We start from the raw sequence: 14,758 nt of genomic DNA, 5'->3' as shown, positions 1-14,758 counted from the left end.
GAGGCAACATGAAACTGCTGCTGGTGGAAGATGAAGCCCTGCTGCGCCACCACCTATCCACCCGTTTTACCGAAACCAGCCACGTCGTCGATGCCGTGGCCAATGCTGAAGAAGCTCTCTACCAGGCCAGTGAATTCAATCACGACCTGGCCATCGTCGACCTCGGCCTGCCGGGCATGAGCGGCCTGGACCTGATACGCCAACTGCGCAGCCTGGGCAAGACCCTGCCGATCCTGATTCTGACCGCTCGCGGCAACTGGCAAGACAAAGTCGAAGGGCTGTCCGCCGGCGCTGACGACTACGTGGTCAAACCTTTCCAGTTCGAAGAGCTGGAAGCCCGCTTGCACGCGCTGCTGCGCCGCTCGGCTGGCTTCGTCCAGGCCAGCATCCAGGCCGGCCCGCTAACCCTGGACCTGAACCGCAAACAGGCCAGCGTCGACCAGGAGCCACTGGCCCTGACCGCCTATGAGTACCGGATTCTTGAATACCTGATGCGTCATCATCAGCAGGTGGTGGCCAAGGAGCGGCTGATGGAGCAGCTCTACAGCGATGACGAGGAACGCGACCCCAATGTCATCGAAGTCCTGGTCGGACGCTTGCGTCGCAAGCTGGAAGCCGCCTGCTCGCTCAAACCTATTGAGACCATCCGCGGTCAGGGCTACCTGTTTACCGAGCGCTGCCGATGATTCGCTCCCTGCGCTCCCGGCTGATGGCGGGCGCCGCCCTGCTAGCTGTACTGTTCATGCTGACTCTGTTCCCGGTACTGCAAAGTGCCTTCAATCAGACTCTGGAGCAGGTCATAGTCCAGCGCCTGGCCGCCGACGCCAACAGCCTGATCAGTGCCGCCCAGCTTGAAGACGGGCAATTGCGTATGCCCGACAAGCTGCCTGATGAGGAATTCAACCTGCCCGAAGCCAAACTGCTCGGCTTCATTTTCGATATAGACGGCAACCTCATCTGGCAATCACGTTCGGCCACCGGTCAGCAGATCGACTACATCCCGCGTTACGATGGCGGAGTCACCGACTTTCTGCGCATCAGCAATCGAGATGGCCGGGAATATTACGTCTACGACGTCGAACTGCACCTCAACGACAACCATGAGTTGCCGTTCAGTTTCATCACCATGTTGCCAACCAGCGAGTTTCGCTCGCTGTTTCGCGATTTCCAGAAACAGCTCTACCGCTGGCTCAGCGCCAGCCTGCTGGTACTACTGCTGTTGTTATGGCTGGGTCTGACCTGGGCACTGCGCTCACTGAAGAACCTGCGCGCGGAGCTGGACCAGATCGAGAGCGGTGGCCGAGAGCGGCTCAGTGACAGACACCCACATGAAGTACTGCGCCTGACCCGTTCACTCAACCGCCTACTCGACAGCGAACGCCGTCAGCGTGAGCGCTATCGCGACACACTTGGTGACCTGGCCCACAGCCTAAAGACCCCTCTGGCAGTATTGCAGGGCGTTTCCGAAACCCTGAGCAACCAGCCGCAGCAGCGCGAACAGGCCAAGGTTCTGAACGGCCAGATTGAGCGTATGAGCCAACAGATCGGTTACCAACTACAACGCGCAAGCCTGCGCAAAAGCGGCCTGATACAACACCGGGTCATGCTCGCCCCCCTGCTTGAGCTACTGAGTGGAACCCTGAACAAGGTCTATCACGGCAAACGAGTTGTGCTGCATCAGCAATTCAGTGAACGCTTCTGGGTGCCGATGGAAAAAGGTGCCTTGATGGAGCTGCTGGGCAATCTGCTGGAAAACAGTTACCGACTCTGCCTGCATCAGATCCGGGTCAGCGCCCGCTATACCGACACCGCCTGCGAGCTGCGTATTGAAGATGATGGTCCGGGCGTACCCGAACATCAGCGTGAACGCATTCTGCGCCGGGGTGAGCGCCTGGACACCCAACATCCTGGCCAGGGGATAGGTCTGTCAGTGGTCAAGGACATCATTGAAAGCTATGACGGCGAACTGAGCCTGGGCGACTCCGAACTGGGTGGTGCCGCGTTCCTGATTCGGCTGCCGATCGAAGGTGCGCTGTTTGCCGAGTTCAGCGGCGCACCCTGGTACCAACTGGGGCGCCCCAGCCGACGCCAGACACGCCCCAGGTAGATCAGTAGAGATATGCTCAGCTTTTCTCGGTCTTGCGGATCTGCTCGACAATCGCCGTGGTGGAACAACTTTCGACGAAATTAAGCACCTTGACCTCGCCGCCGTAGGCTTTGACGATCGGCGCCCCCACAACCTGGTCGACGCTGTAATCACCGCCCTTGACCAGTACATCCGGGCGTACCTGCTCAAGCAACTGCTCGGGCGTGTCTTCGGCAAAGCTTACCACCCAGTCCACCGCCCCCAGACCGGCCAATACGGTCATGCGCCGATCCACACTATTGATCGGCCGCCCAGGCCCCTTGAGCCGGGTTACCGAAGCATCGTCATTGATCGCTACGACCAGCCGGTCACCCTGACTGCGGGCTTCCTCCAGATAACCGACATGGCCAGCGTGGATAATGTCGAAACAGCCGTTGGTGAAGACAATCCGCTCGCCATGGGCACGAGCGTCTTCAATCGCTACCAGCAGTTGCTCGACACTCAGCACACCGCGTTCGCTGCCCTGCTCACGCTGCACAGCGCGGCGCAGTTCCGGAGCACTGACGGTTGCCGTTCCCAACTTGCCAACCACAATACCCGCCGCAAGGTTGGCCAAAGCTACCGCTTGGGGATAATCCTCACCCGCCGCCAGCGCTGTTGCCAGGGTCGAGATCACGGTATCGCCGGCACCGGTAACGTCGAATACCTCGCGCGCCCGGGCAGGCAAATGCAGCGGCGCCTCACCTTTGCGCAACAAGGTCATGCCCTGCTCACTGCGAGTCACCAGCAAGGCCTCAAGCTTTAGTTCATCGATCAGCGCCAGTCCCTTCTCGACCAGTTGCTGCTCACTGTTGCAATGCCCAACCACCGCCTCGAACTCGGACAGGTTGGGCGTAATCAGACTGGCTCCGCGGTAGATGGAGAAATCCTGGCCCTTGGGGTCAGCCAGCACCGGTATACCGCGCTCACGAGCAACAGCAATCAACGCCTGATGATTGACCAGCGCCCCTTTGCCGTAGTCAGACAGGATCATCACCTTGACCCCGTCCAGCAACCGACTCACCTCCGCCAGCAGCGCCGGAGCATCGGTATTGAAGCCTTCCTCAAAGTCCACCCGGATCAATTGCTGATGCCGGCTCATGACCCGCAACTTGGTGATGGTCGGCTGCTCAGGATGCTTCTGAAACGCGCAATAGACACCGGCGGCCTCCAAACGCTGACTCAGTTTGGCAGCCGCCTCATCGTCCCCGGTCACGCCAACCAACCAGGCTGGCGCACCCAGGGCTGCAATATTCAGCGCCACGTTACCAGCGCCACCAGGGCGATCCTCGATCTGATCAACCTTGACCACCGGTACCGGAGCCTCCGGAGAAATCCGCCGAGTCGGCCCGTGCCAGTAACGGTCCAGCATGACATCCCCCACCACCAGAACCGGGGCCGAGTCAAAACGGGGCATGGATACTTTCATCGGCATTCTCTCTTGCTTGCTCTTGGTCTATCAAACATCGGACAGGCTCAGGCAGACGTAGTCTCATCCTGAAACTGCATACTGTGCAGGCGGGCATAGTAACCATTGCGCGCCAGCAGTTCAGCATGGCTACCCTGCTCAACAATCCGGCCCTGATCCATCACCATGATCACATCGGCCTTCTCAATGGTCGACAGCCTGTGCGCAATTACCAGCGTAGTGCGCCCCTGCATCACCCGATCCAGCGCTGCCTGAATATGCCGCTCAGACTCGGTATCCAGCGCCGAGGTCGCCTCATCCAGAATCAGAATAGGGGCATCTTTGAGCAGCGCCCGGGCAATTGCCAGGCGCTGACGCTGACCACCGGACAACAACACGCCATTTTCGCCTACCAGGGTATCCAGCCCCTTGGGCAGTTTGGCAATGAACTCACTGGCATAAGCGGCCTCGGCTGCAGCCTCAATGGCTTCACGCGGCGCATCGGCCAGATCACCGTAGGCAATATTTCGGGCAATGCTGTCATTGAACAGGGTCACATGCTGGGTTACCAGGGCAATATGTTTACGCAAGTTACGCAGCCGGTAATCCTCGACATCCACCCCATCGATCAGAATCTTCCCGGCGGCATGATGGTAAAAACGCGGAATCAGACTGGCCAGAGTCGACTTGCCGCTGCCTGAGCGGCCCACCAGCGCAACCATCTGACCGGGCTCGACGGTGAAATTGATATCTTCCAGTACCTGCTTGTCGGTTCCCGGATAACTGAAGCTCAGGTTACGGACTTCGACCCGCCCTTCAACCCGCTCACGCTCCACCGTACCGTGATCGACTTCCGGCTCTTCATCAAGCTGCTCAAAAATGTTCTCCGCCGCAGCAATCCCCTTTTGGATATTGGCGCTGACCTCAGACAACTGACGAATCGGCTTGGGTAACAACCCCGCAGCAGTGATGTAGGACACCAGATCACCTGCGGTCGCATCCCCGCGCAGGAACAGCACCAGAAACATCACCACGGCCATGGCACTGTAGGTCACCAGTTGCAGACTCGGGGTAAATACCGCACCGGTACGGGTCATTTTCAGGCCACGGTCACGGTTCGCTTCGCTCGCGGTATTGAAACGCTCGCGCTCATACTCCTCACCACCAAAACTGCGCACCACCCGATACCCGGTGATGGTTTCCGAAGATACATGGGTGACATCGCCCATTGCTGTCTGGATCTTCTTACTCTGCTTGCGAAATTTCTTGCTGGCACTGGTCACCATCAGACCGATCACCGGCAGGATCGCCATCAGCACCAGTGTCAGCTTCCAGTTCATCCACAACAGATAACCGAACAGGAAAATAACCGTCATGCCTTCACGGAACACCACCTTGATCGCATCGGTAGCAGCGCCAGTGACCATGGTGGTGTTGAAGGTAATCCGCGAGACCAGATGGCCCGAGTTGTGATTGTCCAGATAGCGGTTGGGTAGCGTCAGCAGGTTGTTGAACAGATTAGTGCGCAAATCATGGACTACGCTCAGAGATACCTTGGCCAGGAAGTAATTACCCAGGTAGGAGCCAACCCCTTGGTAGAACGCCACCGCGATAATGAACAGGGGGAAACCCCACAGAAGGGGGACACCAAGGAACTGAGCACTATCACCCTCGGTCAGACCATCGACAAAATACTTGAGCATCCAGGCCATGGCTGGCTGGCTCGAAGCGAAAATAGTAAAGCCCAGGATACTGATGGCGAACGCCACCCAATAGGTTTTCACATAACCCAGCAGGCGTAGATAAATGCGTGCACTGGAGCGGATAAAGCTTTCGGGCTGCTGTTCAGACATGAGCACATCACGTTACGAGAAGGTTTGAGAGTTTATCATAGGCCATGTAGATTCCATGCTTTTTACAGGAAACGGTCGGGATGTTCGAGCTTGAATCCATAGTGCGCATCGCCCAGGAAGCGGGCGAACAGATCATGCAGGTCTATCAACGCAGCTTCGATGTTGCTCACAAGGACGACAGCAGTCCGGTGACCGAGGCGGACCTGGCGGCGCACCAGCACATCCTTGCCTGCCTGAACCAACTAACCCCCGACACTCCGGTACTCTCAGAAGAATCGACAGCCGAGGAAATAGCTCAACGCCACAGCTGGCCGAAACTGTGGCTGGTCGACCCATTGGATGGCACCAAGGAATTCATCAAGCGTAACGGTGAGTTCACCGTCAACATCGCCCTGATTGAACACGGCATCCCGGTAGCTGGAGTGGTCCATGCGCCGGCGCTGGGGGTAACCTATGCCGGCCAATCAGGGGCCGGGGCTTATAAACTCCTGGCCGATGGCAACCAGGTAGCAATTCGGGTCGCCACGACACCAAGCGCCGGCGCCATGTGGCGAGTAGTAGGCAGCCGCTCACACGCGAGCGAAGCGGTTCACAAGTTTCTGCAAAGACTGCCAAATGCCGAATTGGTAAGCATGGGCAGCTCCCTGAAACTGTGCCTGATAGCCGAAGGCCAGGCCGATCTGTATCCGCGCCTGGGGCCAACCAGCGAATGGGATACCGCCGCCGCCCAGGCCGTGGTTGAAGCAGCCGGAGGTCAGGTACTGAGCTGGCCCGAACTGCAGCCGCTGCGCTACAACCAGCGCCATGACACGCTGCTCAATCCCTATTTCATCGTGTGCGCTGGATTGCATCCGGATTGGCTGAACGCGGACCAGACCCACGTTTTGCGTTAGACTAGGCCTTTTGCCAACGGCCACAATGATGAAACCGCTTAGCCGCGAACAGTACGAAACCTGGCTCAAGACCGCAGAAGTCCTCGAACAAGACGGCCACGGAGTGAAAGTCCTGCGTTTGGCAGACGGCACCTTTTTGAAGCTGTTTCGGCGCAAAAGCTGGTTTTCTAAGACTGTACTTTTCCCGCCAGCCAAGCGCTTTGCTGCTAATGCTGTCAAACTGGAAAAACTGGGAATACCCTGCCCTAAGGTGATACAGCTTTACAAACTGAAAAAGCCCTACCGCTCAGTGGTGCACTATCTGCCATTGGAAGGTGAAACTCTCCGCAAAATGGCCGAGTCTAACCGGGGATCCTTAGCTACCAGCTTAATAAAAAGACTAGCCGACTTTATCCGGGAGCTACATGACCACGGCGTTTATTTTCGCTCGCTGCACCTAGGCAACATTGTACTGACGCCTCAAGGCAGGCTAGGACTGATAGATATTTCCGACATGCAGTGCACTGGAAAGACCCTGTCTGCACGCTTACGACGCCGAAACATGGAGCACCTATTCAGATATACAAAAGAGTGGGACCAGCAAAGCAGGGAACAAATCGTAAGCTTACTTAAAGGCCAATCAGGAAAAAATAACTCAGCAGCCATTCAAGAACAAAAAAAACCGACAGCATGAAAGCACTGAAAAAACTCAAGGACTACTACTGGAAACGCTGGCTTCGTCACAGAGGAGTCAAGATTTCCAGAGGGATCAACTCAATTGCCCAAAAAGCCACCATCATATTGGAGCCTGAAGTATCCCTTGGCAACGTAGAACTCGATACAGCACTGCTGAAAATAGGCTACCGCACCTACATCAGAAGCGGCAGCCTGCTTCAGGAGGTCGAAAGCATTGGACGTTACTGCTCCATAGGTAACAATGCTCTCATCGGATTACAGCGAAATGCTCACCCACTTCATTGGGTAACAACCCACCCGTTCGCGTACACAGAAACCAACCTAAAATATCAGCCAACCCCGGAGCCTGCGACAATCGAGCACGATGTCTGGGTAGGCAGAAATGCCGTCATCATGTCCGGAGTCAAAATTTACACAGGCGCCATCATTGCCGCCAACTCAGTAGTGACCAAAGATGTTCCTCCATACACCATTGTCGGAGGCAATCCCGCCAGAGAGATAAAAAAACGATTTAGTCCCGAACTGATAGAGCGCTTACTTGCTTCCGAGTGGTGGAATATCGAACCGCTGTCATTAAGAGAGCTGCCAATGGATGACCCTACCGCATTCCTTAAAGCTCTAGAGACAAAGACACTCCCCAAGGCCCGATACCCACTTATACAGGTGAGACGAACTCACTGCCACGAGCTAAAGTAAAGGCCGATCCTCAATATTCACAATAAAAGCTAGCTACACATCAGGTCTGGCTGACCGCGGCTGGTACAGATGTACGCCCCAAACCCAACGCAATCCCCAAAGATAACCATGTCAGAAACCATTCAGGCCTGGGTGTTCCCCACAGGCTGGATGCGTCAAACAGACAGGCCATGGTAGAGAACACTACAGAAGCACACAAAAGGCTACCCAAAGGGGTCTTGTGGTGCTGCCAGGCTTTCCACGCTACTAGCCCCCAGATCACCATCCACAACAAGGCTGCCGGCACGCCTGAGGTTACTGCAACATCCAGCAGCAGATTATGCGCATGCGGGAAAACCTTCCCACTTTCACCAACTATGTGATAGTCACCAGCAAAGCCAACACCCCAAACAGGGGAAAGGCCAATCAGCTCCAGACTTTTCAGCCAGATTTCTGGTCGATAAGAAAATCCACGCAGCAGAATCACATCTATAAATACGAATGCCAACGGGGCAAAAATAAGCATTAGTAACAGAAGCGGTACCCATCCTCGCCGGGAAGACCGCCAAACTGGCATAAGCACACATACCGCTAAGAAGGCAAGCCAAACGCCGCGACTCTGAGTCAATAGCATAAAGACCAACAGCAATATCACTGATACCAACTTGAGCCAACGGTTAACTGAACTACACAGCAGCCATGCCGCCATCAAACCAATGACATAGCCCCCCAGAATCGGGTGAAAAAGCTGACCAATACCTTGCAAGCGTCTACGTAACGGATGCCCTTGAAGACCATAAAAGTCCACCATAGACACCAGCGCAGCTATAGCCATCAACAAAGCTGCCACAATAAATACACGGTACGCGAGTTGTCGATCATAGGTGACCAACATCCCAACACCTAGAAGAAAAAGCCCAACGTAAAGCTGTCGTTTCAACTCTCTGGCGAACAAGTCAGGTTCATTCTGCAGCAAGCCTGCAGCAGACCAGATGAACAATCCCGTAAAAGCCAAGAATAAAGGGAGATTAGAGCGTACCAGTACCCAACAATGTGCCGGCCTAATGAAAAGCGTTAACAGTGCTGGTAGCCACAGAAAAGCGACCAAGCCCTGTTGATACAGCTTGTTAGTCGGCATCCAGGCAATCGCCGCCAGGAACCACAGCACCCCAACCAGCAACCACATCGCAAGCCAGCGCGGAAGCACCTGTTTTTGAGCAGAAAAATCCATTATGGAGTTACAACCAGATCAATCATTCGACACCCAACAACTTATTCCACTCACTGCAGAATTCATGCCATGCATTATCCAGTACTAGGTGTGAGCGCTGCTCCGCCGCTAACTCTCCATATTCCCCATTGCTAATCAGCATCTCTATACGATCCGCCCATGCCTGAGCATCGTCCACAGGAAGATATGGACCAACCTTACCTAACTGCTCTCTGAAAACAGGTAAATCACTGGCTAAAACAGGAACACCAGCAATCACTGCTTCTTGTAACACCAAACCCAGTCCTTCTTTGTGTGACGGGATCAATACCATGTCAAAAGCTCGATACAGGTGAGCAGCATTCGATATATGTCCGGGTAGCAAAATATCATCAGCAAGCCCCAAATCGCTGATAAGCCCCTCCAGATCACCTCGTCTCTCACCATCACCTAATATCAGCAATTTAAATTTTTCACCACGCTTCTTTATCAAGCTAAGTGCTCGTACGACGGTATCAAAGCCCTTGCTCTCGACAAGCCGCCCAACCGCCCCGAGCACAGGCACATTTTCTGCCTCAATCCCAAGCCTGAGACGTGCTTCATAACGGTTCAACAGCTGCTCACTGCTTTTGACGGGATCAAACGCTGAAACAACTGTGATGACAGGCACCCCCAGATCACGCTCCAATTCATCAGCCAAGTCCTGCGACACTGCTACGACTTTTACCTGCCCTGCACACCGGTGGAATAAGCGCCTGTCCCCAGCACGAATTCGAGTCTTGCCATGAAAAAGCACGCATGCCTGTAGCTCTGGCCGAGATCTCAATAGCGGAAGTATCAGCCTGGCAGTACCCAGTCCGTCAATCAGAAGCAGTTGAGCCTCTGACGCATTAAGACGTTTAGATAAATCTCTTCTTGTGAAAAATTGAACCAGCAGTCCTAATCTCTTTGGCTTTAACCTACGTTTCGACCACTTCCATTGATATGTCGGGATCTCAAGATCCTTATCTGCCTCACCCTGAAGCACCCAGTTTTCTATCAACGAGCCAGGCGGTAACAATTCCAGAATTTGAGTATGCACTTTATGCACGGAGGCATAGGCAGAGCCAAACGACCACATGATATTGATCACACGCATATAAATAAGCTGGCCTCAGTACCCGCCCAGGAAACTCGGCAGATAGCTACGCCAGCCTCGCACTTGGGCTCTGGGAGTCAATGGTTTTTCCAAAAGCCCAAACAGCCTCTGGCCCATACGGTCATAAGCAAAAACCTCCCGGGCATGGATTGCTCCTGCTTCAGCAATCTTCTTCAGCAAGCCAGGCTCATCACGCAGCAACTGAAGGCGCTCATCAAACTCCTGTTGGTTCCTGAATAGCACTACATTCTTCATGTCTTCAAAACCGACAGCGCGATTTTCTACCTCTCCCTGGCTGTAGGTTAGCAACAGGCATCCTGCCGCCATGGCCTCGAAGTTTTTTGCCATGTATTCACCCAGACCAATGTCAGCAGAAACAAAAATCTGTATCCGGGACAACATTTGCGCATAAGCCTGGCCAGGCGCAGTTTGCAGAACCTGCAGACCATGCCGCTTAGCCTGTTCCTCAATAAAGTCTTTACGCGACTTGTACATATTGGCTTTTAATCGACCAACAAATGCCAGCGGAATATCCCTGACTCCGCAACTATTTTGAATGACACGAGGATCATAGCCCTTGGGCATAAAGTGGGCTTCAAACCCTTCGCTCTTAAGCCGGTCTGCCACTTGCGCCCCAGAGACGATCAAACGGGGTCCACCCAGGCGACGGTAATGACGAGAAAATTTCCCTTCATACTTGCCGCCAGGCATGTAGTTCTGACAGGAATCGTATTCAAAGATGACAAGGTTGGGGATGGCCCGAAAAGCACGCCACTGACGCATTTCCTTTTTCGTCCGCAGAATAGTCATCACTCGATCATAAGCGGAAAAGTCAAAGCGCTTGAGCGTCACACCAAGACGATCCTGGTCCTCAGCAGTCAAACGAACCAGCTCGACCTCTGCGTAATGCGCCAGCGCATCAGCCAGCACCTCGAACGCATGGACCTCATAACTCTGGATCAGCCATAGAATTTTCATTGGCAAGCTCCGCGTTGCGTGCAACGCATCTTAAACATCACGCGAGTGAAAGCCTTCGCTATCGACACTCCAACACTCATCACTAGCCAAACGAGTAATGTGCGCAGCGTCTCCAGTCTTGCCATGTTTCCAGAGACTCTTCCAGACAACAAAGTGGAAATAAGGAAATTCCCTTGTCTGACTCGTGTCATTGGTCAGATGCCCTGCACTCCAATACCACCTCTGCGGAAAATCATACCCGCCATCAATCCATGCCACTTTTGCGTATGGAGTACTGAACGCCTCACGAAACTCCGCAACTCGCCGCAGAGGGTTGAACAGACCAACAAATTTGAACAAAGGCTTAGGGAAGTTTTTGCGCCACAGGAACAGCCGGGTGAAACCACCTTCATCCAGAGCATGATGCTGATGATCCTCAATCCGCTTGCGGAAATCAGAAATGCGCCAGAACAAGGTTCTGAAATGCTCGTTATTGCGCATCACACACAAATGCCCTGAGACTCGCCGCTCATGGGTCGAAAAGAAGTCGTATCGCTTCAGTTTCTCCGCCGTGAAATAGGCTCTCAAATCGCCGTAAATCAGATCCAGATCCCCAAATCCCCAGAAATCATACCCTTGGGTATCGTCTTGATGGATAAAGCCATAGGCCGGCTTGAGATCACAAAGCTTATAGGGATTAGTCGGGTGGAAGTTCAGCCCAAGCCGTTCAGACACCAAATCACAATAATCGGCAAAGGACGAGTAGCGGTAGCGGACATTAGCCGGCAGCCCCTCAGGTTCGCCACAATCCCCTATCAACAACCAGTTGATATCCGGATTGTGCTCGCAGCTTTTCAGAAACAGCGGCATCCAGAACGGCCACTGACCAAAATAGGGAATCAGGAGCAGGATACTTGGTGCGGTAGCTTGCATAGCCCACTCTCCTGCAACAGATCAAAAAACAGCGGACGAACCGCGTCGTCGGTGTAGTGGGTATTGAGGCTTGTCAGCATCGCCTGGCGCTTGCTTTCCAGATCCTGGGGTGACAGACCTGCTACCGCTTGAAGACACCCTGCCAACGCCTGGACATCGCCCAGCGGGAACAGCGGCCCCAGGCCGGCAACAATTTCACGGGCACCGCCGCAGTCGCTACTGATCAACGGCACTCCAGCAGCCATGGCTTCCAGCAGTACCATACCGAATGGCTCGTGATCGGAGCTCAAGGCAAATACATCGAAAGCCTTGAAGTAGCGTCGGCCGTGCTTAACCTGACCGAGAAACAGCACCTTGTCCTCAAGCCCCAGCTCACTCACCAACGCCTTGAGCCGGCTTTCAAGCCGACCACTGCCCATGATCGCCAGCAGGCTATTGGCCGGCAGGGTCGGCAGGGCCGCGGCAAAACCGCGAATCAGGGTATCTTGATCCTTGTCTGGATGCAGGCGGCCAACATTGCCTACCACCCAGGCATCCTGCGGCAGCCCCAAGTGTTCCCGGGCCTGCTCCCGCTCGACCTGATCGCCTTGCACGGCAGCCAGATCGATGCGGTTATACAGGCGCTGCACCCGCTGCTCCGGCCAGTTACGCAGATCGGTGCGAACCTCGTCCCGAATCGCGTCGGACACTCCCAGCAACAGCAGGCGCTTGCGGAAACGGTTGACGACAAAGCGTCGGTTCCAGCGATTGTAAACGCCAAAGGAGTGATGGATGCCCACCACTGGTAAACGAGTAGCCAGCAAAGCGATGTAGATCGGCTTGAAGCGATGGGCAATGCAGAAGGCATATTCGCGCTGACGGGTCAGACGGCGCAGATCTCGCATCGCTCGCAGCTTCAGGCCCTTGATGTCCTTTGGCTCATAACCAAGGAAGATCACCTCGTCCGAGGCCGAGCCCTGCTCAACCTCGGCATTCGGCTGTCCAGACAGATACACGGTCGCGACCTTATATCCGCTGTTTTTGAACAGCACGGCATATTGGCGGGCGCAGTCGGTAAAAGGGCCGTAATAAGAGTGGCAGAACTGCAGTACCCACTGTTCCCGATTACTCAAGCGGATCTCCTCAGGCTACCTTGCAGACCAGGATGTCTTCCATGATCAGATACTGCAGATCCGAGCCGTAGAACATGTTCAACGCGTCAGTCGGCGAGCAGACCATCGGCTCGCCACGGCGGTTCAGCGAAGTATTGAGCACTACCCCGTTGCCGGTCAGGCGCTCCAGTTCCTTCATCAGATCGTAGTAACGCGGATTGTATTCACGCTTAAGCACCTGAGCACGGGCGGTGCCGTCCTCGTGCACTACTTCCGGCACACGGGTTTTCCACTCCTCGTTGACCTCGAAGGTAAAGGTCATGAACGGCGACGGATGATCCACGCTGAGCATCTGCGGCGCTACCGTGTCGATCATCGACGGGCAGAATGGGCGCCAGCGCTCGCGGAACTTGATCTGCTCATTGATACGGTCGGCCACACCCTTGAAACTCGGGCAACCGATGATCGAGCGACCACCCAGGGCGCGCGGACCAAACTCCATGCGACCCTGGAACCAGGCCACCGGATTACCCTCGGCCAGCACTTCGGCAATGTACTCAGGTACGTTGTCGAGCTTTTTCCATTCGGGCTTGTTCGGATGACGGGCGCAGGCGGCAATGACATCTTCATTGCTGTAACTGGGGCCGAGATAGACGTGCTCCATCTTCTCGACCGGCACACCATTTTTGACCGAGACATAGGCTGCGGCGCCTACGGCAGTACCGGCATCCCCAGCCGCTGGCTGAACGAACAGCTCCTTGACCTCGGGGCGCGCGATGATGCGCTGGTTGAGCTTGACGTTCAGCGCACAGCCACCAGCAAAGGCAATACGACCGGTTTCACGCAGAATGTCGCCCAGATAGTACTCCATCATCTCCAGCGCCAGCTTCTCGAACAGGGCCTGCATGCTGGCGGCGTAATGGATGTAGGGATCGTCGGCGATGTCGCCTTCGCGCTTGGGCCCAAGCCATTCGATCAGCTTGGGCGAAAAGTAATAGCCCTTGCCCTTTTCCTTGTAACGGCGGAAGCCAATCACGTTGGCGTAATCGGTATTGATGATCAGCTCGCCATTCTCGAACTTGGCCAGCCGTGAGAAGTCGTATTTGGCGGCATCGCCATAGGGTGCCATGCCCATGACCTTGAACTCGCCATCAAGCATCTCAAAGCCCAGGTACTCGGTCAGCGCGCCATACAGACCGCCCAGCGAATCCGGATCAAAGAACTCCTTGATCTTGTGGATCTTGCCGTTTTCGCCATAACCAAAGAACGTGGTGGCGTACTCACCCTTGCCGTCAATACCGAGAATTGCGGTCTTTTCCTGGAATCCCGAGCAGTGATAGGCACTGGAGGCATGCGCCAGGTGATGCTCAACCGGCTCGAGCTTGACCTTCTTCAGGTCAAAACCAAGTTGCTGCAGACACCACTCGATGCGCTTCTTGTAACGCTTGAAGCGCCGATTGCCCATCAAGATGGCATCCAGCGCACGATCCGGGGCGTACCAGTATCGCTTGGCGTATTTCCAGCGAGCCGGGCCAAAAATACTGATCGGGGCAAAGGGAATGGTGACGATATCCACGTCTTCAGGCTTGATACCCGCCTGCTCCAGACAGAACTTCGCCGATTCGTAGGGCATGCGATTCTTCGCATGCTTGTCTCGTACGAAACGCTCTTCCTCCACTGCCGCGATCAGTTTACCGTCGATATACAGTGCGGCGGACGGGTCATGGCTCAAAGCGCCGGAAAGTCCGAGGATGGTCAGTGCCACAGGAGTCCCTCTTCAGTGCGAACTGTCAGTAAAAA

Annotated in this window: 13 protein-coding genes; 5 read left to right on the top strand and 8 right to left on the bottom strand. The window is 55.0% G+C overall.

What is annotated here, in order from left to right; all coding sequences use genetic code 11:
- The first annotated feature begins 8 nt into the window (after positions 1 to 8).
- Together BVH74_RS08730 and BVH74_RS08725 are read left to right on the top strand one after the other, a co-directional pair.
- A complete protein-coding gene (locus tag BVH74_RS08730; RefSeq protein ID WP_080049680.1) occupies positions 9 to 686 on the top strand; it encodes a response regulator in 678 nt (225 codons plus the stop codon).
- The gene (locus BVH74_RS08725) at positions 683 to 2,107 is read left to right on the top strand and encodes an ATP-binding protein (protein ID WP_080049679.1); all 1,425 of its coding nucleotides are present in this window, start codon (positions 683 to 685) and stop codon (positions 2,105 to 2,107) included. Before BVH74_RS08730 ends, BVH74_RS08725 begins: the two co-directional genes overlap by 4 nt.
- 16 nt (positions 2,108 to 2,123) lie before the next feature.
- Here BVH74_RS08725 and hldE read toward each other — a convergent pair whose 3' ends face one another.
- Complete coding sequence (gene hldE / locus BVH74_RS08720) at positions 2,124 to 3,554, bottom strand: bifunctional D-glycero-beta-D-manno-heptose-7-phosphate kinase/D-glycero-beta-D-manno-heptose 1-phosphate adenylyltransferase HldE (RefSeq protein ID WP_080049678.1); 1,431 nt, start codon at positions 3,552 to 3,554, stop codon at positions 2,124 to 2,126.
- A gap of 47 nt (positions 3,555 to 3,601) precedes the next feature.
- Positions 3,602 to 5,386, bottom strand: a complete 1,785-nt coding sequence (msbA, locus tag BVH74_RS08715) for a lipid A export permease/ATP-binding protein MsbA (protein ID WP_080049677.1) — start codon at positions 5,384 to 5,386, stop codon at positions 3,602 to 3,604.
- Between the two features lie 80 nt (positions 5,387 to 5,466).
- On the opposite strand from msbA, the gene cysQ reads away from it, so the two are divergent.
- Genes cysQ through BVH74_RS08700 form a run of 3 tightly spaced genes read left to right on the top strand, consistent with a single transcriptional unit; the run spans position 5,467 to position 7,650 of the window.
- Positions 5,467 to 6,279, top strand: coding sequence for a 3'(2'),5'-bisphosphate nucleotidase CysQ (gene cysQ, locus BVH74_RS08710; RefSeq protein ID WP_080049676.1), 813 nt, complete (start codon positions 5,467 to 5,469; stop codon positions 6,277 to 6,279).
- Between the two features lie 28 nt (positions 6,280 to 6,307).
- Positions 6,308 to 6,952 carry a lipopolysaccharide kinase InaA family protein gene (locus BVH74_RS08705; protein ID WP_177344493.1) on the top strand — a complete coding sequence of 215 codons (645 nt, stop codon included), beginning with the start codon at positions 6,308 to 6,310 and terminating at the stop codon, positions 6,950 to 6,952.
- Positions 6,949 to 7,650, top strand: a complete 702-nt coding sequence (locus BVH74_RS08700) for a CatB-related O-acetyltransferase (protein WP_080049675.1) — start codon at positions 6,949 to 6,951, stop codon at positions 7,648 to 7,650. Before BVH74_RS08705 ends, BVH74_RS08700 begins: the two co-directional genes overlap by 4 nt.
- 40 nt (positions 7,651 to 7,690) lie before the next feature.
- Here the strand turns inward: BVH74_RS08700 and BVH74_RS08695 are convergent, their stop codons facing one another.
- Genes BVH74_RS08695 through BVH74_RS08670 form a run of 6 tightly spaced genes read right to left on the bottom strand, consistent with a single transcriptional unit; the run spans position 7,691 to position 14,723 of the window.
- A complete protein-coding gene (locus BVH74_RS08695) occupies positions 7,691 to 8,860 on the bottom strand; it encodes an O-antigen ligase family protein (protein ID WP_080049674.1) in 1,170 nt (389 codons plus the stop codon).
- Between the two features lie 22 nt (positions 8,861 to 8,882).
- Complete coding sequence (locus tag BVH74_RS08690) at positions 8,883 to 9,977, bottom strand: glycosyltransferase (protein ID WP_080049673.1); 1,095 nt, start codon at positions 9,975 to 9,977, stop codon at positions 8,883 to 8,885.
- 15 nt (positions 9,978 to 9,992) lie between these two features.
- A complete protein-coding gene (locus BVH74_RS08685) occupies positions 9,993 to 10,955 on the bottom strand; it encodes a glycosyltransferase family protein (protein ID WP_080049672.1) in 963 nt (320 codons plus the stop codon).
- A gap of 30 nt (positions 10,956 to 10,985) precedes the next feature.
- Positions 10,986 to 11,867, bottom strand: a complete 882-nt coding sequence (locus BVH74_RS08680; RefSeq protein WP_080049671.1) for a DUF6625 family protein — start codon at positions 11,865 to 11,867, stop codon at positions 10,986 to 10,988.
- On the bottom strand, positions 11,834 to 12,979 hold the full coding sequence (locus tag BVH74_RS08675; protein WP_080049670.1) for a glycosyltransferase: 1,146 nt from the start codon (positions 12,977 to 12,979) through the stop codon (positions 11,834 to 11,836). Before BVH74_RS08675 ends, BVH74_RS08680 begins: the two co-directional genes overlap by 34 nt.
- A gap of 10 nt (positions 12,980 to 12,989) precedes the next feature.
- A complete protein-coding gene (locus BVH74_RS08670; protein ID WP_080049669.1) occupies positions 12,990 to 14,723 on the bottom strand; it encodes a carbamoyltransferase family protein in 1,734 nt (577 codons plus the stop codon).
- Positions 14,724 to 14,758: the final 35 nt, after the last annotated feature.

Origin of the sequence: Halopseudomonas phragmitis (assembly GCF_002056295.1) — a bacterium.
GTDB classification, from domain to species: domain Bacteria; phylum Pseudomonadota; class Gammaproteobacteria; order Pseudomonadales; family Pseudomonadaceae; genus Halopseudomonas; species Halopseudomonas phragmitis.
Note: the sequence above shows the minus strand (reverse complement) of the source record. Positions and strands in the feature narration are given on the sequence as shown.

What these genes read in the sequence shown, in the direction of transcription:
- BVH74_RS08730 (WP_080049680.1), top strand. Translation starts at nt 9, where the DNA reads ATGAAACTGCTGCTGGTGGAAGATGAAGCCCTGCTGCGCCACCACCTA.
- BVH74_RS08725 (WP_080049679.1), top strand. Translation starts at nt 683, where the DNA reads ATGATTCGCTCCCTGCGCTCCCGGCTGATGGCGGGCGCCGCCCTGCTA.
- hldE (WP_080049678.1), bottom strand. Translation starts at nt 3,554, where the DNA reads ATGAAAGTATCCATGCCCCGTTTTGACTCGGCCCCGGTTCTGGTGGTG.
- msbA (WP_080049677.1), bottom strand. Translation starts at nt 5,386, where the DNA reads ATGTCTGAACAGCAGCCCGAAAGCTTTATCCGCTCCAGTGCACGCATT.
- cysQ (WP_080049676.1), top strand. Translation starts at nt 5,467, where the DNA reads ATGTTCGAGCTTGAATCCATAGTGCGCATCGCCCAGGAAGCGGGCGAA.
- BVH74_RS08705 (WP_177344493.1), top strand. Translation starts at nt 6,308, where the DNA reads ATGAAACCGCTTAGCCGCGAACAGTACGAAACCTGGCTCAAGACCGCA.
- BVH74_RS08700 (WP_080049675.1), top strand. Translation starts at nt 6,949, where the DNA reads ATGAAAGCACTGAAAAAACTCAAGGACTACTACTGGAAACGCTGGCTT.
- BVH74_RS08695 (WP_080049674.1), bottom strand. Translation starts at nt 8,860, where the DNA reads ATGGATTTTTCTGCTCAAAAACAGGTGCTTCCGCGCTGGCTTGCGATG.
- BVH74_RS08690 (WP_080049673.1), bottom strand. Translation starts at nt 9,977, where the DNA reads ATGCGTGTGATCAATATCATGTGGTCGTTTGGCTCTGCCTATGCCTCC.
- BVH74_RS08685 (WP_080049672.1), bottom strand. Translation starts at nt 10,955, where the DNA reads ATGAAAATTCTATGGCTGATCCAGAGTTATGAGGTCCATGCGTTCGAG.
- BVH74_RS08680 (WP_080049671.1), bottom strand. Translation starts at nt 11,867, where the DNA reads ATGCAAGCTACCGCACCAAGTATCCTGCTCCTGATTCCCTATTTTGGT.